The following is a 22,679-nucleotide window of genomic DNA, read 5'->3' as shown; positions in this document are numbered from 1 at the left end:
GAAATATTTAAAATGTTACATGAAGCCCACATAAAAACGAGGCCGTGATTGGATACGTAAACGACGTCATCTCCGGGTCCCAGCCTTTTGGGAATTTATTTACGGTAAACAGATCGTTGGCAGTCAAAGACAACGAAAGTCCTTTCACTTGGTATTTTGACAGAAACGCGGTCGGTAAGCCATAAGACAGGTGGATCGTCTTGAGTCGGAAATACCGGCCATTAATCATCCAAAAATCAGACATGGCGTAATTATTTCCCGCGGACGTATTTGAATATCGCGGATATTGAGCATCTCTATTTTCTGCTTCACTACGGTAATAGCTCCAGGTATTACCATCCAAAATCGACAAAAAATTGCCCCAATTTTCTTGATAAGGACGTACCATCGCCGATGTTTGCCTGGTATTTTGCCTACCGACACCCTGAAAAACAACACTCAAGCCCAAGCCTTTGTATCCGAAATTAAGTTGACTGCCGTATAAGTACTGTGGCAATGATCCCCCCAATAATACGCGGTCGTATTCCGGCGAGATCAAACCGTCTGGCACGCCATCAGGCCCGCTGATGTCCCGATAGCGAATATCGCCTGGTTTGACGTTTGCGTTTAAAACTGCCGACCCGGCCACTTCTTCCGCTGTTTGGTAAAGACCATCTGAGATATAGCCGTACCATTCATTAAATTCGCTTCCCTCCTTTTTAACTTGATCGCCCAGGAATTCCGTTCCTCCCAAATCACCCATGACGGATTTGAAATTCGAAATATTGAAGGACAAACCGTACGAAAAGTTTTCCGTGCGATCTTTCCAGCCCACCGCAAATTCCCATCCGGTTGTATGCATTTCACCGGTATTTTGATCTGGATTGTCAAAGCCGATAAACACTGGAATCTGTAACTTCAACAACATATCGTTTGTGATCTTCTTATAAACGTCGAATGTTGCATTTAGCCGGTTGTCGAGTCCTACGAAATCGAGTCCAAGATCAAACGATTCTGTTTTTTCCCATGATATATCGCGAATGGCATACTGCCATTGCGCAGCAGACTGTGCTGATACGGCTTCATTTCCTTTGTAAAACAGGGAGGCGTTTGAAAATTCAATCAACGATTGATAGGGATAATTTCCAATCCGTTCGTTGCCTAATGTACCATACGATGCACGGAGTTTTAAGAAATTGATCCATTTTACATTTTTTAAGAAATTTTCTTCCGAAATGGACCATCCTGCCGATACCGAAGGAAACATTCCCCAGCGATGCTCGGGTGCGAATCGGGAAGAACCATCATAACGGAGGTTTCCCTGAATGAAGTACTTATTGGCATAATTGTACATGATTCGACCGAAATAGGATCGATATGCATTTTCATACGCATTTCCTCCATTATTGCGAAACTCAAGTGGCCCGAGGTCTAGATAAGGATAATTACTCAACAGGTATTGGTCTCGTGAAGCCTGCAAGTTTTCATTGAAGTAATAGAAGAATTCATAACCGGCTAAAACGTTTACATTGTGGTTAGCGAAACGCTCCACATAGTTCGCAAGGAACTGCGTCGTATATTGATAACTTTCTATGCGTTTCTCCTCTAACATGGTTGTATTGTAACCATTGAGAAAACCAATTTCTCTTTCTGGGTCAGCCCATGCCGTATAGGGTACTTTCGTACGAAAGCTTTTCGTTTTGTCGAAATTGAATACTGGCGCGATTACCCCTGTCAGGGTCAAGCCTGAAATCGGCCTCAGATCGAGGCCTACCTTTCCACCGAGTTGGTTGTATTGTAGTTTAGTTTCGCCTCCTTGCGTGAGCATGCCATAGACATTATCACCGTCTTTTCCAGCCCCTAGGCGGCCATCATCCCATAACGCTGCATAAATTGGAGCAGTAATTCCAAGCCTGTAAAGCGGGTCAATTGAGGGTCGATTATCTGTCGACCGCTTGAAATTGACATCAACAACGGCCGATAGAAAATCCGTAATATCGATATTATTGTTTATCCGGGCCGTTAGTCGTTCGTAGTTACGCAACACGTGTAATGCATCGGTATCATCATATCCCATCGAAAAACGGGTTCGCAAATTTTTACCCGCACCCGAGACAGAAAGTTGGTGACTTTGTCGGAATGCACGCTTCTTAAGCAATAAGTCTTGCCAGTCGGTAATTGGATATTGGTTGGGATTATCTTTATTTAGCTGCTCATAGTTATCCACTAACTCTTTTGAATAAATGGGATATTCGTTTTCATTATTATTATTGTCGTTCCAGCGCAATTCGTTGACGAGTTGAAGATACCGTTGTGCGCCAACGTATTCTGGCAACTGTGTGGGCATCTCAAATCCAAGATCCGTATTATAGTCTAACGCTATTTTTCCCTCTTCACCGCGTTTAGTGGTGATCAATATCACCCCAGCCGCGGCTCGAGCACCATAAATTGATGCCGATGCGGCATCTTTCAGCACCGTTACATTTTCAATATCATTCGGATTCACCTGATCGATATTTGAGATAGGAACGCCGTCTAAGATGACCAATGGATCCATCCCCGCTTCCGTTATGGTTGTAATACCGCGCACACGAATTTGTGCTGTGGCACCAGGTGCATTGTTATTACGAGTAGCCATCACTCCCGGGATTGCCCCCTGTAGTGCTTGAGATAATTGTGTCGTTTTACGCACCGCAATATCTTTACCGTCCACAGTAGAAATAGCGCCTGTCAGATCTTTCTTTTGCACAGATCCATAGCCAATGACAACCACTTCGTCCAATGCCGTTTCTCCAGATTTTAATCGAATAAGGATAGAATTTGTTCGATTGCTTTTAACCGTAAAGTTCATGATTGAATCTCGCTCGTAACCGACATGATGAACGAAAATATGATACATTTCTTGTTCAGAAAGATCGTTCAACAGAAACATGCCATCCTCGCCGGATAGAAACGTAACATGCTTGCCCGATTGGACATTTGCCACATCGATCGTTGCGTTCGGAATTGCCCTTCCGTCCGTTGTAATAACCTTTCCGGTGGCCCGGATACCCGTTTGTGCGTGTCCTTGATGAAGCAAAGCAAGGCCATAGAAAAGCAACGGGTAAATTGATTTCTTTGTCATAGATTTAAGTAAAGGTGTTTATAATGGTGTTAATTATCCGTAGTTCGTCTATACCATATTACTACTATTTAATAATTACAACAGCTTGTTCCAGCTGATAAGTGCATCCATTCATTTGGCAAAAATTAGCGAATAAAATATTTAAGTCGTCTTTGTTATAAAGCGTTCCTGTAAAATTGCCCTGCAACACGTGCTGGCTTTCTACTAAGACCTTCACACCGTATAACCGCTCAATAATGGAAAACACATGTGCGTTATCAACTGCTTGAAACCTGATGAAGCTGTTTGTCCACTCTATTTGTCCACCACCAATTCCTGAGGTCGTTTTGACCCGTTCCAATTCCCATGTCTCGGTGAAATTCTGTGTTGGCATCGCGGCACGTTTATAACTAAAATCTACCGTATTCACGACGATCTTTTCGTGCCCTTCCAGGTATACTTTGCCCATCCGCAAACGGGCTTGATCTTCAACGACAATTTTCCCTTCTGACAATTCGATCGACAGATGAGTCTCATCCAAATCCTGAATCGTAAAAACAGTGCCTACCGCCTTTGTTTCGAGCCCCCTGTAATTGACCCGAAATGGACTATTTCTCCCTTTTCGAACATGATACGTTACTATCCCCTCCAGCTGTTGCACTTGTCTATTGCTAACAAAATCGCTTCGATAAGCTATTTGCGCGGCGGGCGATAGTAACAGTGTAGAACTATCCGGCAGATGGATCAATTTTATGGTCGGTTCATCGTTCATGATACGAATCGTGTACGCGTGTCCCAATGAATCTATCGCGTTCTTTTGCTGCCCAAGCCTAAAAAACGAGAAAATAAAAGCCAATATGACTATAGCAGCGGCGACCGTAGAATACGATAGTCTTTGTATGTTTTGTCTCCGTGCAATCCCGAGCTGTCTATAATAATGGCTCTTCTCCGCCCAAGATGTAGGAAGGATTTCGGAAGAAGCGATCTCTTCAAACATGGTTAGCTCGTCCAATGCTGCTTCATTGTCTTCCAAATAGGAAGCAATCACTTTGCATTCTTCGTAACTACATTGGTTTGCAAAAAATTGCTTTAATTTCTCTTTGTCCACGGTTTATATACAGTCGTTTAATCTATATACGCCACATTCACCAAAACTACGTACTCCGATTATTTTTTTACTGCATATGCATGATAATGAAAATGAGAGCGAGAATTTTCCGCAAATGCCGGACCGCTTTTAAGATATGTGTTTCGACTGTTCGTACAGATATGTGGAGCTGTGCTGCAATCTCTTTATGACTGAAGCCTTCCATGTAAGCCAGTTTGAAAACCTTTTGTCGAACAGGAGAAAGTTGCGCCATAGCTTTATACAATGTGTCCTTGATGTCGGTGTTCAATTCATCGATTGGCAGGGTTGTATATATTTTGAGATTCTCCATCAATTGTCGCTCCTTAGATTCTTTGCGAAGCCAATCTATAAAAACGAGCTTTCCCTTTCGAAACAGTTGTAACTCCAGCGGTAGATTAGGGTTGTATGAATCTCGGTATCGCCAAAATTTGATGAAGGTCATTTGTGTCAAATCCTGGGCGGCTTCATGTGTACCGGTTTTTTTATAGAAGCCTGCATATATCCTATCGTAATAGGTGTAGAACATATCTTGAAAGAAAGCCTCATCGATATTTACCATGGGCATTTATGTGGCATTTAGATTTATTGAACTATTGGTGAGGATTATCACCGAATAATATATCATTCCGCAACAATCACAAAGCACAGCAATTTACCAATTAAGGCGGACTTTGCAAATCTAAAGTTATCCCAATCAGTAAGATCGAAAAGCCAGGCCTTCCTTGGCAAGTTCTTCTTTTAATACGGGTATGGAGGACTTTCCCAGACCATGCAATTTCAGAATTTCCTTCTCGGTATACGCAGCCAATTTTATCAACGAGTCAATTCCTTGTGCGAGTAAGGCGTTGCGTGCTGGGCTACTTAATGTTGACAAAAAGCCTTCGGTAGGTTTCGTCTGTTGCTCACATATGGGACATACCGGACAATCACTTCGCTTATAATAACGATGTCCGACCGGACATATACGTTTCGTTTTTTCTCTTTGTATCATCTTCTTGGTCATACGTTCGCTCCGCTATTCGAATAGATCCCCGCACGCTCATTCAATTTCATACACCGGGTCACGTGCGTCTATATGTGGATCTCCTTGTATGGTCAAAATTTTGGCCACCTGCTAAGGTATCCATTCCATCCACTCCAAAAATAAAATCCCTCCGCAACAAATGCTAGAGGGTGCGCCACGACACCGGAACAGCAACCAATCTCAACGCGCGCATTCGGGTCGTTCATAATTTAAAGATAAGAAAATGTACTCGAACAAACTTGTCTTATGTCAAATAAAATTGGCCCTACAATCGCCAGAGCATGGTTTGGAAGAAGAATCGACATTGTCCAGATCCGTCACATTCCCGAGTAAGAGCAAACGGCGTATCCTATTTTCCATACAGTATACCGAAGATTGAAGATATTTTACAAGACGAGCTCTTTAGTCCATGGGGATATCTACTTATATATTTGTCTACGGCATTTTTCATGTTTGGAGCATGCCTGTTGATCACGTTGTCGGGTCGGATCACGCTAATGGAGGTGCCCAGCAAAACGAAACGTGTTACATTATGATGAATAAATACACATTTAATGAAAATAATTTGTATTTATTATCAATATTTTGTCTTTATATGTTTTTATATCTATATTAGAACACATAAACGAGATAAGCCTAATAGATTCACGTTAAGATTAAGAAGGGAACGCACCTTGCGGTGTAGATATGTAGCCGGGATTTCGCTGTTTGAAATTTAATGGACGAAAAAACAACAGTTCGTGAATTGTGGCATAGAATTAGTACAGACACTATCAATCTTAAATTTAAATATAATGAACAAAGCAGACTTGATCAAGCATATTGCCAGCGAGGCTGGAATTACGCAGTCACAAGCAGAGAAAGCACTTAACAGTTTTACAGGAGCAGTGTCATCAACTTTAGCAAAAGGTGATACGGTGACGTTAATCGGTTTCGGAACATTTGGTATCTCGGATCGTGCTGCACGTAATGGTAGAAATCCGCAAACGGGCGCTACTATTAAAATTGCTGCTAAGAAGCTTCCGAAGTTTACCGCAGGCAAAGCACTTAAAGAGGCAGTTGATGCCCCTAAAAAAGGAAAGAAAAAGTAAGTTCTTTCTACAGAAAAGACCAGAAATCGTAACTTTCTGGTCTTTTTTTGAAAACCCACCTTTTCAAAAAGAATCCATTTTAGGGTAATGTTATACCTAACACTACAAGGAAAATGATCCGACGGAAGCCCTATGGAATACCCCTTGAAAGAAAGTTCTTTTGGAAAATCCCCCTTTTATTTTCCGACTCGTATCCATCCGGTAGGTTCGGTGAGCGCAGACATAACTGTCTACCCGTGCTTTAGTGATACAAAAACAGGATTTTGCTTCTCGGTACACAGGCTGGAAGCAGACGCGCTACGGGCTTAACCGGTTTAAAAGTTGAAAACAATATCTAACGGTATCATATTCCGGAAAAACGGGTCTAGCGAGATGGAGCGAATTCCGTAAAAGCTCGAATACTGTTCCTTTGGAAACAAGATCACAATTTTTTTATCATTTTCGCTTCGGTGCTTTTATAAGTCGTCCTTTTTTCTTTATTTAGATTTTATTTAAATAAAAGCGATTCCGTTTCTTTACCGAAACGGCCAAAAGCTTTATACGGTCTTATGGAACGACAATGACCAAGATTTTCGGAAAAATAGGCACAGTGGAAACTTCGGAACTTCCGGCTAAGCCCGAAATTTTAGCTCAGGGCGAATGGGGAGAGATGACCATACGGCAAATATTTTCATTGGTGGATGTTGAAATCAGGGAATATCAAATAACGGCTCGGCGGGATCAGGTGTTACGTTTTCAATTTGAGCATGAAAATCGAATTTCGTTGAGTTATTTTTTACGCCCCATTTCTACAGTAGAATCGGGTCAGGAGCAGGAATATCTGTATCAACAAAATAGGCTATACGTGTCTTATCGGCCTTCGGGAACGGAAGTCAAGTTGAACGTTAAACGCGATACGGTCTATCAAAGCGTTCATATCCTTTTGGACAAAAACGTATTGCATGAGCAACTTCCGCATTTACCAGAAATACAGCAGTTTATTGATGATGTACGTGCAGACAAACGGACCATGCTGTTCGAAAGAGGTCGAGAAATAACTTCTACCATGAAGGAAATTATCCTCCGTATCTGCGAAGAACCCGATGTATCCACAGTCCGTCACTACTTCCGATTGAAAAGTAACGTATACCAACTGTTCGCTCTTCTACTGTCAAGCAGTGCTGCTGAGGGGGCAGCACGCATACGTCAATACAATTGGAAAGCTAGCGATATCCAAAAACTGCAAAAAATCAAAGCGTTCTTGGGGCAGAATGCAGAACACTTTTACACCATCGAGCAGCTCTCAAAAGAGTATGCTATAAATGTCTATAAACTAAAAAAGGGTTTTAAGGATCTTTTTGGCATGGGGGTATTCGAGTACACCGCTGTGGTACGCATGGAAACCGCTTTAGAATTAATTAAAAACACCGAACTCTCGTTGAAAGAGATCGCATTTCAAGTGGGCTACTCCGCCCCTTCATCGTTCACCGTTGCTTTTAAACGGCATTTTGGACGGAGTCCACGCTCTTTCAAGTCGTCATCGTAAAAAAATAAGACGAAATAAGAAACACAAAGAGCGAGTTTCCTATGTAAAGAAACTCGCTCTCGGTCTGTTCATACGATCGGCAAAGTAGTTAGTTCAGGTGCTTATTTAAGAAGCCCATCATCGCTTTATAAAACTCGATCTGGTTTTCTTCTTTTCCAAAACCGTGCCCTTCGTCGTATTTGACCATATAGGGGACATCAACGCCCTTTTCACGTAATGCTTTTACGATTTGGTCAGCTTCCGCAATCTTTACCCGTGGATCGTTAGCCCCTTGAACCACAAGCAAAGGTGCTTTCATTTGGTCGATATGGAATAAAGGAGATACCTCTTTTGCGATCGCAGCCTCCTCTTCGTTATCAAGATCGTACCAGATTTCATACAACATATCTTTATAAGGCTTCCAATACTCGGGAATAGAACTCATCAAAGTAAAAATATTCGACACACCAACATAGTCTACCCCTGCCTTGTAGAGGTCTGGAGTTTTCGTTAGCCCACGAAGCACGGCGTAACCGCCATGGCTTGCGCCGTAGATCGCGATATTATCCTTGTCGGCCCAACCTTGCTCGACGACATAATGTATACCATCTTCTACGTCGTCCATAGCTTTACGTCCGATCTGTTTAAATCCAGCACGTAAAAATTCTTTTCCATACCCCCCCGAAACACGGAAATTGACCTGCAAAGTCGCATATCCGCGACTAGCAAACAATTGTGTCTCTGGATTGAATCCCCAACTATCACGAACGCCCTGTGGCCCCCCGTGCGGATTGACAATCAGCGGAACTTTCTTTCCGGCTAAAGCCTGCTTGGGCAACGTAATATAACCATGGAGTGTTAAACCGTCACGAGATTTAAACGTGATGGGGCGCATTTCTGCCATATCCTGCTCCTTGAGTTGCGGCATCAAGTCGACCAACAGGGTAATCGCTCCTGTTTGGGTATTATAATGATAATATCGACCATACAATTTATCACTTTGCACCACTACCAATAGTTGATCTTCATTATCGGTTTTACCGGCAATGGAAAATTCGTATCCTTTAAACTCCTTTTCCAATTGGGCGTATATTTTTTTAAACGTGGAACTGACTGGTTCAATAACGACCTTTTCACCTTCGTAACCTACAAAATCAATCTCCCAATTTCTTTTACGGGACAATGCTATGAGATTTGCGTCATAATCTGAATTGGAATAGATCTCGCTAACAACCGTTTTAGCCTTTAGATCGTACAAAACGATACGTGTCTTGTCAGAATCCAAATTGGTCAACACATACGCTTCGTCTGGATTTTTTGATGCGTAGTTGAACGATATCACACTAAAGGTTTCATCCCATTTCGTTGTATGAAAGAGCTCAAAAGTAGTAGCGCCATAGGGTTTGTAGTAAAACTGAGTTTGGACACCGTTCAGCATTTTTGCATAGCCTCGTAAGTTCCCGTCTTTATCAAACTCGTAACCTACAATTGCGTTGGCTGGGTCGTCATTCGTAAAAAGCTTCTCCATAGCACCTGTTTGAACATGAACTTTATAAGGTTCAAAAACCTGCTTATTATCCTTATTCATCTGAATGATGATATAGTCCTTTTGTTCCTTTAACATATTTAGGATGGACGCCTGTACTCCGTCAAAAGGCGTAAGATCAATATTGTTAGTTCCGTCTACATTTATGGCATACAAGTGATAATTTTCGTTTCCGCCTTGATCCATTACATATACAAGACGATCATCGTTGATCCATCCCATGCCGCGGATGAGTTCATCTTTCTCCTCAATGGCACGGAGAACTTTGCCTGTCGCAACCTCCTTCACCATGACATGTCTTTTGTTTTTTTCGTCCTTCTCCCGATAAGAAATGTACTTTCCATTCGGCGAGAGCTGGAAGCTAGACATCTTGGGTTTAGCAAAGTAATCTTCCACTTTATAGGTAAAATTACCCTTATCAAAGGCTGTTAATAAATCAAGTTGTTCCTTGGTTGATACCAACGTCGTGTCACCCGGCTTGGTGACAATGGTTTTCGCGAGCACAAGTGGCAGCTCCTGCCCGGCTTGACTGTAGGTCCCAGTAATTTTGTTGTCAGCAAACGTACCCGAATATTTGATGCCGGCTTGTTCAACAGCAAGATTAAGTGTCTTGTCAACAAACGTCACTTCACTAACGGGAATGCCGGTCGCCCCCTGCATGGGAACATCCATTGTCGCCTGCAATGCATCATCTGGTCCAGTAAGATGAAAAATAATATCGAGCGAGACACCTTGGACGCTCAACGTCCCTTTCCAGTCCCCTTTTATTTGTGCAATCGTATTTGTCATGCCCAAAATTACGAATACCATCGAAAAGAAAATTTGCTTCATATATTTTTAGTTTTATGAGTTAAGTCACTAATACGTGGTCATGAACATGCGAAACTGATCAAATGCTCCGTTAGGAACCCGTCAATCATACAACGTGTATCCTCGGAATGATCAGTACATGATTCTTCGCCATTTATTCAATAGGTCGCAGATTTCTATATTTTGTTACAGGAGATAGAAAAAAACATTATGAAAATGACAATTTATCAAAACGAAAAAATATAGTCTATTAACAATAAGATTATTAGGAACTTTTATATAACTAAAAAAATAAGATATTTTCAAGCTATAATGCGATCGTCAATTAAGAACATCTTCCATGATCACTATACGTTCGTATCAAAGCACACTAGTTTCGAATCACGTTATTTCTAGAAACCTGCCTTTGTTAACGCGAGTATTGCGCATAACGATACCTGTGTCGATACCGCATCTAGAAAATAAAGCGGAGACCACTATTTATCGAAAACGCTAATCTTATCGTTAACCCTATCTTGCGCTTGATTCGTGCCTAAATTTCGCTCAATCGAACATAAATGACATGTTGAAATAGACAGTATAAATACCTGACAAACAAATGTTAAATATTTAGAAAGCAAGAATAGGATAAAAAAATATCCTGTCTTTTTTATTACTTACCTATTGGAGTATATCGAACAGGACCGCGTAGTAAGGTTTAGGTAAAGGACCGCCAAGCATATTGATGTCACGTGCTAAAAAATAAATAAACCTGCCTGTGACGTGACGCCTAATCCTTCTATTTTTTATACGTTTTTCGGCGCTTTTTCGCTTTATGCCACCATAAGATATAGCCGGTAACGGGCAGGCTAGCGCAAAAAAGAGCGATGAGGCAAGCTAGGAGTTTTGTGCCGAATCCACCAATATTTCCGGTATGCAGATCATAATTAAGAGCCGCCATCTTAGCGCCCCCCTTTAGGTCTTCACTCTGTATGATCTTCTCAATTTGAAGTGTTTTTCGTCGTACATAGTACCATTTAAAGTTTCCACTCCGTCCTTCTTCCATTCGTATTTGTACATCAATGAGCGGTTCTTCGGCATCGCGCAGACGAATAGACATCATCCCCGCCTCTGGGTATTTGTTTAGCAAAAAGATCACGGTATTATCTAAGGCATCAGGTTGAATCGACGGTATGCGTTCCCCCAGTTGAGGATGTGTTTCTGTCTGGGCTTCGGAAGTCATCCGATCAAAGAATCCGAGGTAGATTTTTTTAAAACCGGGAAAACTAAAGACGAGGCCTGTCACGCACAATAATAATGCTATGAAAAAGCTGTAAAACCCCAGCACATTGTGCAAATCGTAGTTCAATCGTTTCCATTTTACTCGAGCGTTGAACCAAAAACTTCTTTTCAACGTTTTTGGCTTCCGATTTTTCGGCCACCAAAGTACGATACCGGACAGGAGGAGCACGACAAAAATAGCCGTGCTGTAGCCGACAACGGCATGACCATAGGTTTTTCCAAGCAGCAAATTCATGTGAAGCTGCAGGACTAACTGAAAGAATTCGTTCTTTGAATCTTCGATTCCCACTACCTCCGCATTGTAAGGATTCACAAAAATGCGTTTATAATATCGGAAATAATTCCAATGTCCAAGGGCTTGCTCGTCGGTACCTACAGCTCGAAACACCCAATTGCGGTCTCTCGCAGGATAGAGATCGATCCGGGACACGTCTTGTCCATCTGCTAATTGAGATTTGGCCACATCCAGTAACTCCGATAAAGGCCTAGTTGGCATAGATTGTTCTGATGATGGCAACATATAGCGATCGGTGTACACCACTAATTTGAGTTCATCTTGAAAACAGTACACCGCCCCGCTCAGACTCACTAAAAATACGATGATCCCGGTGATTATACCCAACCATTTGTGCAACCAAATAACAGCTTTTCTGAACACTCTTAGAATTTATAATTTATATTGAGAGACATATTGGCCCCTTCTCCTTTCACGTAATTCACATCCCGTGCGTCGAATTGGCTGTATGCCGTAAAATAATCCGTATTGAGTAAATTGGCGACGGCAACACCTAACGACCATTGTCTATTAATTTTAAATCCTGCATTGAAATTAAGCAAATCAATCGGCTTCACTGGGCCTTCATTTGCCAGGTAACCCCCTTTATCGTTTGGTTCGAAACGGTTTCTGCTACCGGTGTGCACCCATGATAGTTGGAAATCGAATGTGCTTGTTGGCATAAACTGGAGGTAAGCCGTGGCTTTTGGAGGCATAATTCGGCTACCGGCTAAATACACTTTCGTGTCGTCGTCTTGCGTTGCCTTTCCGTCGACGTAGGAGTATGTTCCTCCTAAGTTCCATTCGGCGGACAAACGTGCGTCCAATGCGATCTCATATCCTTGAATACGTTCCGGTGATCGCTCCGGAAAAAAGTAACCGCGCTCATCGGCCCTTAAATTAACCCCCAATTTGGATGTACTGATGAAATAGGCTGCCGATAAATTGACAACACTAATGCGACTGGAAAATCCAACCTCATAGTTATTCGTAACAATTGGATCAGTCTGAATATTTTTCAGGTCACTATCGTTAGCTGTTCGAACAATCCTTCCAAGCTCATTGATTGTAAAACCCTGCGAAAAGCTGACGAATGGGTTAAGGTACGCATACTTATTGTAGCGTAAACCAGCATTGAAAGTTGTGCCTTTGTAAGGAATAGTCCCCCCTTCTACAGCAACACTACCTTCTGTTCCAGGCCCCGTTGGTAACGTCGAAAAGTTTTTGATCTTCACCGTAGCATCTTCATATCGAATTCCGCCTTTAAAGATCAAACTTTCGAGTAAATTTACGGTCAGCTGCACGAATGGTGCATAATTGAACATATCCATTTTAGGTACAAAAACACGACCGTCCGTGAGGTCTTGATACGTCACGTCGTTCAATAGATCGAGTCCATAGGTGGCTTCTCCAGTAATTGCTCCCACGTGGAACGGCGTATTAAAATCCGTCCGAAATCCTATTTTTGAGGAATTGATTTGCGATTGTCCAGGTCCATACCAGGAGTTTGCTTTTTCTACATAGCGGTTCATTGAACGGAACGTATTGTAAAAGATCGATGCATGTAGGGACGTTTGTCCAAATAGCGCGTGTTGCGCGTAGGTTAACATTGCATTATGGTTATATCGCGTTCCTGTATTCGCGCCAGGATCTTTACCCCGCACACCAATTGTTGGGGTTTCTAGGTATTTTCCCGTCTGACTGATGTAGCGCGCACGTTGCAAACTGTTAAAGAAGTTGTACACCAACGACAGACTGGCGTCCTCATTCAGATCATACCCCAGTTTCAAAAAGGCATTGTATTGGTTATTATTAGACAAACCATCAGTTTGCCCTAATGGCAGTCCGTCACCGTCGCGCTGTAATCCTGTATAATCCACGGCTCCACTAGCGGTATAGCTGAATTTGTTTGTTCTTCCGTACAATGTTTGCGACAGACGGTATCCTTCAGTTTCACGACTATGAAAAGGGTTTACGGTACCGCGAATAGTTGTACTTCCTCCCATAAGGGGGGCATTGTGATCATTTTTTTTGGTGATATAGTTAATAATCCCCCCTGCAGAACCGTTTCCGTAAATGGAGGTAGCTCCTTTAATCACTTCAACGCGTTCGATTACACTGGGATCAATGGAACGAATATCTCGCGAACCGTTCATCAGTGGCGTAGATTGAGGTATGCCATCAATTAACACCAGTACGGCACGACCACGCAATGTTTGCCCCGAGTTCGTACCCTTACCTACCGAGACCCCTAGTCCGGGAACGGTATTCCCTAGTACGCTGGCGATATTCGTACTGATCTGGCTCTGGGCTTCTATCTCTTTGGTCGTTAAAATCGAAATGGAAGATGGTATCGTAGAAATGCTCTCAGGTTTCCGTCCCGCAGTAACTACCACTTCTTCTAAATTGCGTGGGTCTTGCAGAATTACCTGCAGAGGCGCATTCACCGTATCTAAGGAAACTTCCCGAGTAAGCTCTAGGAGGCCTGTATGCGATACCCGTATTTTACAGACAGATGTACTAGATGAAAAATAAAACTGTCCCCGGCTGTCCGTTACTCCCTCATGTACGTCATTGATCCAGATATTGGCATGCTCCAGGGCATTTCGTTTAGTATCGATTACGGAACGTTGAACCTGTTGTCCGAAGGCTAGTGTGCCAGCAGCAACCATCGCCGTCGTTATCAGACGTTTTAAGCAGGGCTTTCTATTACGCGTCATTTCTAAGCTTATTTAGACTTGATTTAAATTGACGCCAAATATAGAAAAGATTTTCAAATGTGTTACACCATCTTTTAAATTTTATCTGTTTCTTTTGCGTGTAGATTATTCACTTTTCCCCTGACAATAGAGGAGACGTTAGGCAATGGTCATCCATTACAGTGCTAATCCGGGAGTTCGGGATAAGCTATCCGTCGCTGCACAGGAAACCGATATTTTTGCTAGATCGGACTATCGAGAGACTGATATTCGAAAAGAAAACTTAACGATTTCGAACCAATACAGCGTGCAAAATTAAATTATCAAGCAATGCTTACGTCTTGGCACAGGTAAACATCTTGTATAGTTTTTAAAAGTTGTATCCCCTCTTCCATCGGACGTTGGAACGCCTTTCGACCTGATATCAATCCGGTACCTCCAGCACGCTTATTTATCACTGCCGTACGGACCGCATCCTCGACATCATGCTTGCCCGACGCCCCTCCTGAATTAATCAAGCCGGCGCGCCCGCAAAAACAATTAAGCACCTGATAACGACACAAATCAATAGGATGATTCGTAGTCAACTCGCTATACATCCGCGGATCGAGCTTTCCATAGCTGCTTTCCTCCATATTTAACGCCCGATATCCGCCGTTTAACTCCGGCAGTTTTTGTTTAATAATATCTGCCTGTATCGTCACTCCTAGGTGATTGGCTTGGCCTGTTAGATCGGCAGACTGATGATAATCTTTATCTCCGATCTTAAATGCATCATTCCGTATATAACACCATAAAATCGTCGCCATTCCCAATGCATGCGCTTCTTCAAATGCGCGAGCAATTTCTACAATCTGTCGACTGGACTCCGGTGAACCGAAATAAACGGTAGCACCTACAGCGACGGCACCTAAATTCCACGCTTCGCGCACCGTACCATATAAAACTTGATCGCTTTTATTGGGATATGTGAGCAGTTCATTATGATTAATCTTTACGACAAATGGTATTTTGTGCGCGTAGCGCCTAGAAACAGCACCAAGCACGCCGAATGTAGTCGCCACACCATTGCAGCCTCCTTCCATAGCTAGCTTTACAATATTGACGGGGTCGAAGTATAATGGATTTGCAGCGAATGATGCGCCCGCACTATGCTCAATTCCTTGATCGATCGGTAAGATGGATAGATAGCCTGTTCCACCTAACCGTCCGTGTCCGAACAAGCATCCCAAATTTCGAAGCACCTGTGGGTTACGATCCGAGAGACCGTAAACATCATCAATAAATGTCGAAGACGGAAGTTGTAAAAGATCCCGAGGTATTGCCTTGCTCTGATAATTTAGAAGTGCTTCTGCTTCTGCGCCTAAATAATGTACGATTTGATCGATCTGTGTCATACCATTGCGTTTAGATTGCTTAACCACTATCTAAACGCAGGAACGAATGGATTGTTTGCCCCCTTAACCAAAAGCGAAGTTCCAAAACTTGATCCATGGCCTCAGCAGCAAACAATGCTACATATAATCGACGAGAGTACTTACAGACGCTTATCAGGAGTTTCGATAGACGGGTTACCCTTCTGGCTTCGGCATTGAGGCTTTAGGATGACGCTTTTTCTTATTTTTGTTTCCGGATCGTTTCTTTTTGCTTTTGGCATTGGGTGTATAAGCGGGTCCCTCACCAAAGCCATCAGGCAATGCATGTTTTGGCACTTCTTTTTCGATGAGTCGTTCAATACGAGCAAATTTATTCTGATCTTTATCATTAATGAACGTGATGGCTGTACCTGTGGTGGCAGCGCGAGCCGTTCGCCCGATACGGTGCACATAATCCTCCGGGTCCGGCGGGACATCATAGTTCACGACCAAACTTATTCCGACAATATCGATGCCCCGGGAGATAACGTCCGTTCCCACCAAGACAGCAACTCTTCTAGCTTTAAAACGGTTCATGATTTCCTCGCGTTGCACTTGCTCTAAATCCGAGTGGAATCCTTCTGCTACCACGCCCATTTTCACTAGTTCGCGTGTTAATCGCTTTACGATCTCTTTTTTAGAAGCGAAAATAATGGTGCTTTCAAAAACAGGATTGCTTAAGATGTGCTTAATCAACTTAATTTTTTGTTCATCGTAAACCACGTAAGCCTGCTGATCTATCCCTTCGGAGGGCTTAGATATGGCTACGTTAATTTCCGCCGGATCATGGAGAATCTTCTTCGCTAGCGTTCGGATCTTAGGCGGCATTGTCGCTGAAAATAACAGGCTTTGTCTTTTTTTCGGCAGGTAGCTGATGATTCGCATCAAGTCATCGAGAAAACCCATATCTAACATACGGTCAGCTTCATCCAAAACCAAGGTCTCCAAATCACTGAAATTGAACTTACCCGACGAGATGTGTGCGATGAGCCGACCAGGCGTTGCAACGATAATATTCACGCCATCACGAATTGCTCGCTTCTGTTGTTCGTATCCTATACCATCTCCTCCTCCATAAACACATATAGAGGTGGCCCCGGTAAAATACCCAAACCCCATGATCTGCTGATCAATTTGTAAAGCAAGCTCACGCGTGGGCACTAAAATCAAACTATTTATGCGTTCTTGCGGATTATTTGCAATCCGATTGAGTATAGGCAATAGGTAAGATGCCGTTTTTCCCGTACCAGTTTGAGCGCAGGCAATGAGGTCTTTTTGTTGTAATATGACAGGTATAGCGTGTTCTTGTATAGGGGTAGCCTCTTCAAACCCCATGCTATCGAGTCCCTCTTCAAGTGTCGAAGAGAAACCAAACTCAGTAAATTTCAATGTCTTCTAATTCGTTTTTTCTTAAAAGTAAGGCAATAATCCAACATTTACAACTTATTCCGTACAAATAAGATCGTCAACGAGCAAATCTACATTTTTAAAAACGTTGCCACGAGCTGACCGTTCCTTTATAAACAAAAAAACACACAGTATACTATGACCGAAGAACTCATCAGATTGTCCGAAGAAATGCCCGGCTGGGTATGGAATATCGTAGTTATCGTTTTTTCATGCCTGTTGGGTATTCTCATTAAGATTATCTGTATTCCGTTAGTCAGAAAGCAGGCCATTGCACAATCGTCCTATTCGTTATTTCGTTCATTTATCAGACATTTCAATAAAGTTATCAGTGTTTTTATACCGTTAGTTGTTTTCAACAGCATGTTGCCTTTAACTCGGTTTAATCCACCAACGTCCGTCACAGTTAGTAAGATTGTGGAGATACTGCTTATTGGCATGTTTGCCTTATTGATTATCCGCTCGATCAAGGTATTCGAAGATTATCTCTACCATCGCTTTGATGTAAATAAGGAGAATAACCTCCGCGAGCGAAAAGTGCGAACACAAATCGTGTTTATCCGAAAACTCCTCATTACAATTATTGTCCTCGTCACACTTGCCATTATCCTACTCAGCTTTGAGAATATGCGAAAGATTGGTGCGGGGCTCTTAACTGGGGTCGGCGTGGGCGGTATAATCATTGGATTTGCTGCGCAAAAATCGTTGGGCAATTTGCTCGCCGGATTTCAAATAGCCTTTACGCAACCGATCCGTATGGATGATGTGCTGGTTGTCGAAGGCGAATGGGGAAAAGTTGAGGAAATCAACCTGACTTACGTTGTTGTCAACATTTGGGACAAACGCCGTCTGGTGCTTCCGATTAACTATTTTATAGAAAAGCCGTTCCAAAATTGGACGCGTACGACGGCGGAAATATTGGGCACGGTCTTTATTTATATCGACTTCAATATCCCTGTAAATGAATTGCGGCAAAAGTTTATGACATTGGTTGAGGGGCATCCATTGTGGGACGGAAAAGTCAGTGTGCTGCAAGTTACGGACCTACGGGAGCATACCATGGAAATACGTTGTTTGGTGAGCTGTCGCAACGCCGGACAAGCCTTTGATTTGCGCTGCTTTATTCGGGAGCAGATGATCGACTACATCCGCACAACTTATCCAGAAAGTCTATCGCTGACACGCATTCAGCTAAGTTCAAACGTTCAAACCGCTCGAACTTAAATTGGCCTCACTTTCGGGCCAAGACGGCAATCTGCGAATTATAGAGAAAGAAGCTAACGCCTTGATATGGCATTCCAGTCTATCCTGACCAAATAGATCTACCGTGAAGCATCATGCCCATGGTATAAAGAATCCCCGTCGTTGAACGACGGGGATGAAACACTATACAAGTCTGGATCATCCAGCTCGCACTATTGTTGTTCTTTCTTTGCGTCACGCTCTTCCACCCATTTCGTATACACTGGTTTTTGTTCTTCCGTCAATTGTTCCGCTATTTTTGCATCTGCCGTCGCTTTTAAGCTCGCAGCTTGCTCTTTAGCGGCATCGGGTGTTATGGTGGTATCCGACTTTAGCGCCCATTTCGCTTTTTTATGTTCTAAGACGATGTCATAGATAGCGGTCTGCTGTGCATCTGTCAACGTCAGTTTTTCCGTCAATGTGGCCACTGTTTCTTTCGCTTTTTCTTCTGGCGTACCTTGCTGTGCAAAGGTCAGGCTAAGCGCAAATAAAAAGCTTAACCCCGTTAAAATTAACTTTTTCATAGTTCGATCTTTTTAGTGAACAAATATGGTGTTGAATAATCTTTTTTCTAAGTCAACAATCAATTTCTTCAAAAAGTTCACCAAACGTATCTATTTTGTTACATTTTAACATCCTTTAACATAATCTTATTGATAATCAACAAAATACAGAAATTAGCGAAACCTAATGGAAACATTTATTCCGCTAACCGAATTGACCATTGACATACCGCGCGGTCATTTCTTCTTTGGGATAATGGAATAGCTGCTGGGTCGGGCCTTCTTCCTTAATTTCACCTAAATACATAAATACCGTTTTATCGGCTACACGTTGCGCCTGTTGCATATTGTGAGTAACAATAACGATTGTATATCTTTTTTTAAGATGAACGATTAGTTCCTCAATCTTAAGCGTGCTGATCGGGTCTAAGGCAGAACAGGGTTCATCCATTAAGATAATTTCCGGCCGTAAAGCCACGGCTCGCGCGATACATAAACGCTGTTGCTGTCCACCTGATAGACGTGTTGCCGGCATATTCAGATCATTCTTAACTTCATCCCACAAAAAGGCCTCCTGCAAAGCCTTCTCTACAACATTTTTACCATGGGGCAAATCATTTATTTTCAGCCCGTAGGTAATATTATCATAAATACTTTTTGCAAATGGATTCGCTTTTTGAAATACCATACCAATGCGTTTGCGCACCTGTGTGACTCGAGTTTCGCTACCGTAGAGATCCAAACCGTCTAATTTGAGTGTTCCGGAAATCTTCGCATCAGCGGACAGATCATGCATTCTGTTGAAACTGCGAAGAAGCGTACTCTTGCCGCAACCAGAGGGACCTATCAGCGCTGTCACCTCGTGCTCTGCAAAAGAAACATTAATATTTTTGAGGACATCCTTCGAGCCAAAACTGATATTTAAATTTTCTGCGGACAGTTTAATTTTCATTTTTTCTATACGTATACCGAATATAAAATGCGGCAAGATTTAACACAAATACAACGAACACCAACACCAAGGCAGTACCGTACGCAATGGGACGGACGGCGTCGATGGACTGATGTTGCGTGGATAACATATATAAGTGATAGGGTAAGGCCATAAATTCTTGATTGACGGAAGCTCGCGTTTGATTAATATAAAAAGCCGCCCCCGTGAATAAAATCGGGGCAGTCTCGCCAGCTGCGCGTGATAAGGTCAATACCACACCCGTCAGTATACCCGACATGGAGGAGGGTAGTACAACATCTCGAATAGTTTCAAATTTGGTAGCGCCTACAGCCAACGCGGCTTCCCGCATGCTGTTCGGGATACGCATCAACGCTTCTTCGGCGGTCGTGATAATGTAAGGCAACGACAGTAATCCTAACGTTAAGCCTGCAGCTAGTAACGACGTTCCGAATTGCAATCCCTGAACAAAAAGAGCTAGACCAAACAGTCCATAAATGATTGATGGTACGCCAGACAAATTTCGAATAGAAGCCCTAATGGTTCGCGTAAACCAGTTATTTGAAGCATACTCCTGCAGATAGACTGCGCAACACACGCCAAATGGAATTGCGAAGAGCGCTGTTAGCAAGGTAAGTAACACTGTACCGATAATCGGTGTTAGTATCCCTCCCGCGGTCATCCCCTCTTTAGGAACTTGCAAAACAAACTCCGCACTGATAACTGCTGCACCTTTGGAAACAATTTCCCACAAAATAATAACCAGAAAAAAACAGACTAGTCCTGTGCTCAGTAACAGCGTCCCCCATTCGACAATCGTCGTTATTCTTTCAGCTCTAAACCGCATGGTATTTTCTAAACCTATTAATAAAATATTCTCCCAAGATATTCGCTAACAATGTCATAAAGAAAAGCACTGTCGCAATAGCATAAAGCGCATAATAATGCGTAGTCTGATAGGGCACTTCACCCATCTCGATAGCAATGGTTGCTGTCATGGTTTTCACAGAAGCAAACATCCCTGTTGGCAGCAACGCAGCATTGCCTGTGGCCATCAGCACCGTCATGGTCTCGCCAATAGCACGCCCAACACCGAGCATGACTGCTGCTATAATGCCTGGTGCAGCCGCTGGGATAACTATTTTTCGTAATGTTTGCCATTTAGTCGCTCCTACGCCGTAACTCGCTTCCTTATAGGTTTTCGGTACAGCGTGAATCGCGTCCTCGGCCACTGTTATTATCGTCGGCAAAGCCATAACCGCTAACAAAATAGCACCGTTCAATGCGTTGAGGCCGTTTTGCAAATCGGCCAAGTTCGCTATACCCGGCCCGACAACAACAATACCTAAAAAGCCGATAACGACTGAGGGAATCGCAGCTAACATTTCAATGATGGGTTTCAACATGTTTTTTAACCGTGGACTGGCATATTCAGCAATAAACGCGGCTGTTCCTATCCCCAAAGGAATAGCAATAGCCATCGCGCCCATCGTGACAAGTGTTGTACTGATAATCAACGGTAAGATACCGTATTTCGGTGTATCGCCAGTGGGATTCCATTCCAGTCCTGTGATAAAATCAATAGGCCTGACATCCAGAAAAAAAGAGATGGAATTATAGATCAACATGAACAATATCGCGCCTAAAAGAAGCAAAACAAGTAGTCCGGTAACTTTAAATATATATTTAAAGCAAACATCAATGGAAAGGCGCGTTTTAAGTTTCATGAGCGATAGATTAATTAATCAGGTAATAGCCGTGTGCTTCGATAACGGATTGTCCTATTGCACCTTTTTCGAATTGTATAAAAGGTGCAACTTTCTCCCAAGATGATGAAAGTACGTACTGATAAAGTGGTCGCTGAAAGAAATACAATCGTTGTTTTATCGCTCCCGGATCAACAGGCGACACAGCTGCCCCCGCCTTTGTCTCCTTGATTTTCAATATTTTAATGTATTGTACAGCATGGGGATCGTGTGCTACGTATCCTGCTCCGACATAGCCAATGCCGGAACGATCGGCCTTAACTCCCTCGATGATCTGTGCATTCCCGGTCATCTCTTTTGCTGCTGTGGAAAATTCAATTGCCAGCTTTTTCTTCACAAACGAATGTGTGCCCGAGCTGCTTTGACGCCCATAGATGTTAATAGGTAAATTGACAGATGTTATCTCGGACCAATTTCTCAGCTGACCGCTTAGTACTTTTCCTAATGTTTCGAGATCAATCTCCTCCAGCGGAAGATCCCGATGAACGATAAAAGCCGTTGCATCTTCCGCGAATACGACCGTCCGGATTGCTATTTTTTTCTGTTTAAACTGTTCTATTTCTTCTGCAGAAAGAGGTCGTGAAGAATTGGCAATATCGGCTTGCCCATTCAGCAAAGAAGTAATTCCTAGTCCTGATCCTCCGCCTGAAATCGCAATATTAAAATCAGGATCCTGCTTGGTAAACTTCTCCGCTAAATTGACGGCGAGGTTAACCTCGGTATCCGAGCCCTTCATTTTGATGGATTCGCTAGTTGGGCTACATCCCGCGCCAAAAAAAAGTCCGAAAAGACCAGCCATTATCCGCAGATAAAAGCTAAGCTTACTATTCATGGTACAAAAGTCTATCTTTCAGATGACTAAATCATTAGCTAACTATTAAACTCCTGTTAAAGCAATTTGTTTGCTATACTTCCGAAAATAGATGGAATAGAATCTCAACGGGTTCTAACGCC

At 42.8% G+C, this 22,679-nt stretch carries 18 protein-coding genes; 4 read left to right on the top strand and 14 right to left on the bottom strand.

Annotation, left to right across the window (positions count from 1 at the left end; all coding sequences use genetic code 11):
* Positions 1 to 7: 7 nt before the first annotated feature.
* The 4 genes from ACFSR5_RS01710 to ACFSR5_RS01695 all read right to left on the bottom strand — a co-directional run bounded on the left by ACFSR5_RS01710 (position 8) and on the right by ACFSR5_RS01695 (position 5,202).
* Positions 8 to 3,103: a SusC/RagA family TonB-linked outer membrane protein gene (locus ACFSR5_RS01710; protein ID WP_380900060.1), complete on the bottom strand. Its 3,096-nt coding sequence runs from the start codon at positions 3,101 to 3,103 to the stop codon at positions 8 to 10.
* Between the two features lie 64 nt (positions 3,104 to 3,167).
* Positions 3,168 to 4,190 (bottom strand): FecR family protein, encoded by a 1,023-nt coding sequence (locus ACFSR5_RS01705; RefSeq protein ID WP_380900058.1) that lies wholly within the window; start codon positions 4,188 to 4,190, stop codon positions 3,168 to 3,170.
* 67 nt (positions 4,191 to 4,257) lie between these two features.
* Positions 4,258 to 4,776: an RNA polymerase sigma factor gene (locus ACFSR5_RS01700; RefSeq protein ID WP_380900056.1), complete on the bottom strand. Its 519-nt coding sequence runs from the start codon at positions 4,774 to 4,776 to the stop codon at positions 4,258 to 4,260.
* A 129-nt stretch (positions 4,777 to 4,905) separates the two neighbouring features.
* On the bottom strand, positions 4,906 to 5,202 hold the full coding sequence (locus ACFSR5_RS01695; RefSeq protein ID WP_380900054.1) for a DNA-directed RNA polymerase subunit alpha C-terminal domain-containing protein: 297 nt from the start codon (positions 5,200 to 5,202) through the stop codon (positions 4,906 to 4,908).
* A 314-nt stretch (positions 5,203 to 5,516) separates the two neighbouring features.
* On the opposite strand from ACFSR5_RS01695, the gene ACFSR5_RS01690 reads away from it, so the two are divergent.
* The 3 genes from ACFSR5_RS01690 (at position 5,517) to ACFSR5_RS01680 (ending at position 7,851) form a co-directional block, all read left to right on the top strand.
* The gene (locus ACFSR5_RS01690) at positions 5,517 to 5,771 is read left to right on the top strand and encodes a hypothetical protein (RefSeq protein WP_380900052.1); all 255 of its coding nucleotides are present in this window, start codon (positions 5,517 to 5,519) and stop codon (positions 5,769 to 5,771) included.
* 258 nt (positions 5,772 to 6,029) lie between these two features.
* Complete coding sequence (locus ACFSR5_RS01685; protein WP_380900050.1) at positions 6,030 to 6,326, top strand: HU family DNA-binding protein; 297 nt, start codon at positions 6,030 to 6,032, stop codon at positions 6,324 to 6,326.
* A 559-nt stretch (positions 6,327 to 6,885) separates the two neighbouring features.
* Positions 6,886 to 7,851: a helix-turn-helix transcriptional regulator gene (locus tag ACFSR5_RS01680; RefSeq protein ID WP_380900048.1), complete on the top strand. Its 966-nt coding sequence runs from the start codon at positions 6,886 to 6,888 to the stop codon at positions 7,849 to 7,851.
* Between the two features lie 88 nt (positions 7,852 to 7,939).
* Here ACFSR5_RS01680 and ACFSR5_RS01675 read toward each other — a convergent pair whose 3' ends face one another.
* The 5 genes from ACFSR5_RS01675 to ACFSR5_RS01655 all read right to left on the bottom strand — a co-directional run bounded on the left by ACFSR5_RS01675 (position 7,940) and on the right by ACFSR5_RS01655 (position 17,244).
* Positions 7,940 to 10,207 (bottom strand): alpha/beta hydrolase family protein, encoded by a 2,268-nt coding sequence (locus tag ACFSR5_RS01675; RefSeq protein ID WP_380900046.1) that lies wholly within the window; start codon positions 10,205 to 10,207, stop codon positions 7,940 to 7,942.
* Positions 10,208 to 10,964: 757 nt separating this feature from the next.
* A complete protein-coding gene (locus ACFSR5_RS01670) occupies positions 10,965 to 12,125 on the bottom strand; it encodes a PepSY-associated TM helix domain-containing protein (RefSeq protein ID WP_380900044.1) in 1,161 nt (386 codons plus the stop codon).
* 2 nt (positions 12,126 to 12,127) lie between these two features.
* Positions 12,128 to 14,461, bottom strand: a complete 2,334-nt coding sequence (locus ACFSR5_RS01665; RefSeq protein WP_380900042.1) for a TonB-dependent receptor — start codon at positions 14,459 to 14,461, stop codon at positions 12,128 to 12,130.
* Positions 14,462 to 14,763: 302 nt separating this feature from the next.
* The gene (locus ACFSR5_RS01660) at positions 14,764 to 15,837 is read right to left on the bottom strand and encodes a class I fructose-bisphosphate aldolase (RefSeq protein ID WP_380900040.1); all 1,074 of its coding nucleotides are present in this window, start codon (positions 15,835 to 15,837) and stop codon (positions 14,764 to 14,766) included.
* Between the two features lie 174 nt (positions 15,838 to 16,011).
* Positions 16,012 to 17,244 carry a DEAD/DEAH box helicase gene (locus ACFSR5_RS01655; protein ID WP_380900038.1) on the bottom strand — a complete coding sequence of 411 codons (1,233 nt, stop codon included), beginning with the start codon at positions 17,242 to 17,244 and terminating at the stop codon, positions 16,012 to 16,014.
* A 156-nt stretch (positions 17,245 to 17,400) separates the two neighbouring features.
* Here ACFSR5_RS01655 and ACFSR5_RS01650 point away from each other — a divergent pair, with 156 nt between their 5' ends.
* Positions 17,401 to 18,486, top strand: a complete 1,086-nt coding sequence (locus ACFSR5_RS01650; RefSeq protein ID WP_380900036.1) for a mechanosensitive ion channel family protein — start codon at positions 17,401 to 17,403, stop codon at positions 18,484 to 18,486.
* Between the two features lie 191 nt (positions 18,487 to 18,677).
* On the opposite strand, the gene ACFSR5_RS01645 is transcribed toward ACFSR5_RS01650, so the two are convergent.
* From ACFSR5_RS01645 to ACFSR5_RS01625, 5 genes are all read right to left on the bottom strand, one after another.
* Positions 18,678 to 19,028, bottom strand: coding sequence for a hypothetical protein (locus ACFSR5_RS01645; protein WP_380900034.1), 351 nt, complete (start codon positions 19,026 to 19,028; stop codon positions 18,678 to 18,680).
* Positions 19,029 to 19,212: 184 nt separating this feature from the next.
* The gene (pstB, locus tag ACFSR5_RS01640) at positions 19,213 to 19,959 is read right to left on the bottom strand and encodes a phosphate ABC transporter ATP-binding protein PstB (protein ID WP_380900032.1); all 747 of its coding nucleotides are present in this window, start codon (positions 19,957 to 19,959) and stop codon (positions 19,213 to 19,215) included.
* The gene (pstA, locus tag ACFSR5_RS01635) at positions 19,949 to 20,806 is read right to left on the bottom strand and encodes a phosphate ABC transporter permease PstA (RefSeq protein ID WP_380900030.1); all 858 of its coding nucleotides are present in this window, start codon (positions 20,804 to 20,806) and stop codon (positions 19,949 to 19,951) included. Before pstA ends, pstB begins: the two co-directional genes overlap by 11 nt.
* Positions 20,796 to 21,686, bottom strand: coding sequence for a phosphate ABC transporter permease subunit PstC (pstC, locus tag ACFSR5_RS01630; protein ID WP_380900028.1), 891 nt, complete (start codon positions 21,684 to 21,686; stop codon positions 20,796 to 20,798). The genes pstA and pstC overlap by 11 nt, the downstream gene beginning before the upstream one ends.
* Positions 21,687 to 21,696: 10 nt before the next feature.
* The gene (locus ACFSR5_RS01625) at positions 21,697 to 22,557 is read right to left on the bottom strand and encodes a substrate-binding domain-containing protein (protein ID WP_380900026.1); all 861 of its coding nucleotides are present in this window, start codon (positions 22,555 to 22,557) and stop codon (positions 21,697 to 21,699) included.
* Between the last annotated feature and the right edge of the window lie 122 nt (positions 22,558 to 22,679).

The organism is Sphingobacterium suaedae, from assembly GCF_042684625.1.
Lineage (GTDB): Bacteria > Bacteroidota > Bacteroidia > Sphingobacteriales > Sphingobacteriaceae > Sphingobacterium > Sphingobacterium suaedae.
This window is presented reverse-complemented; position numbering and strand designations above follow the sequence as displayed.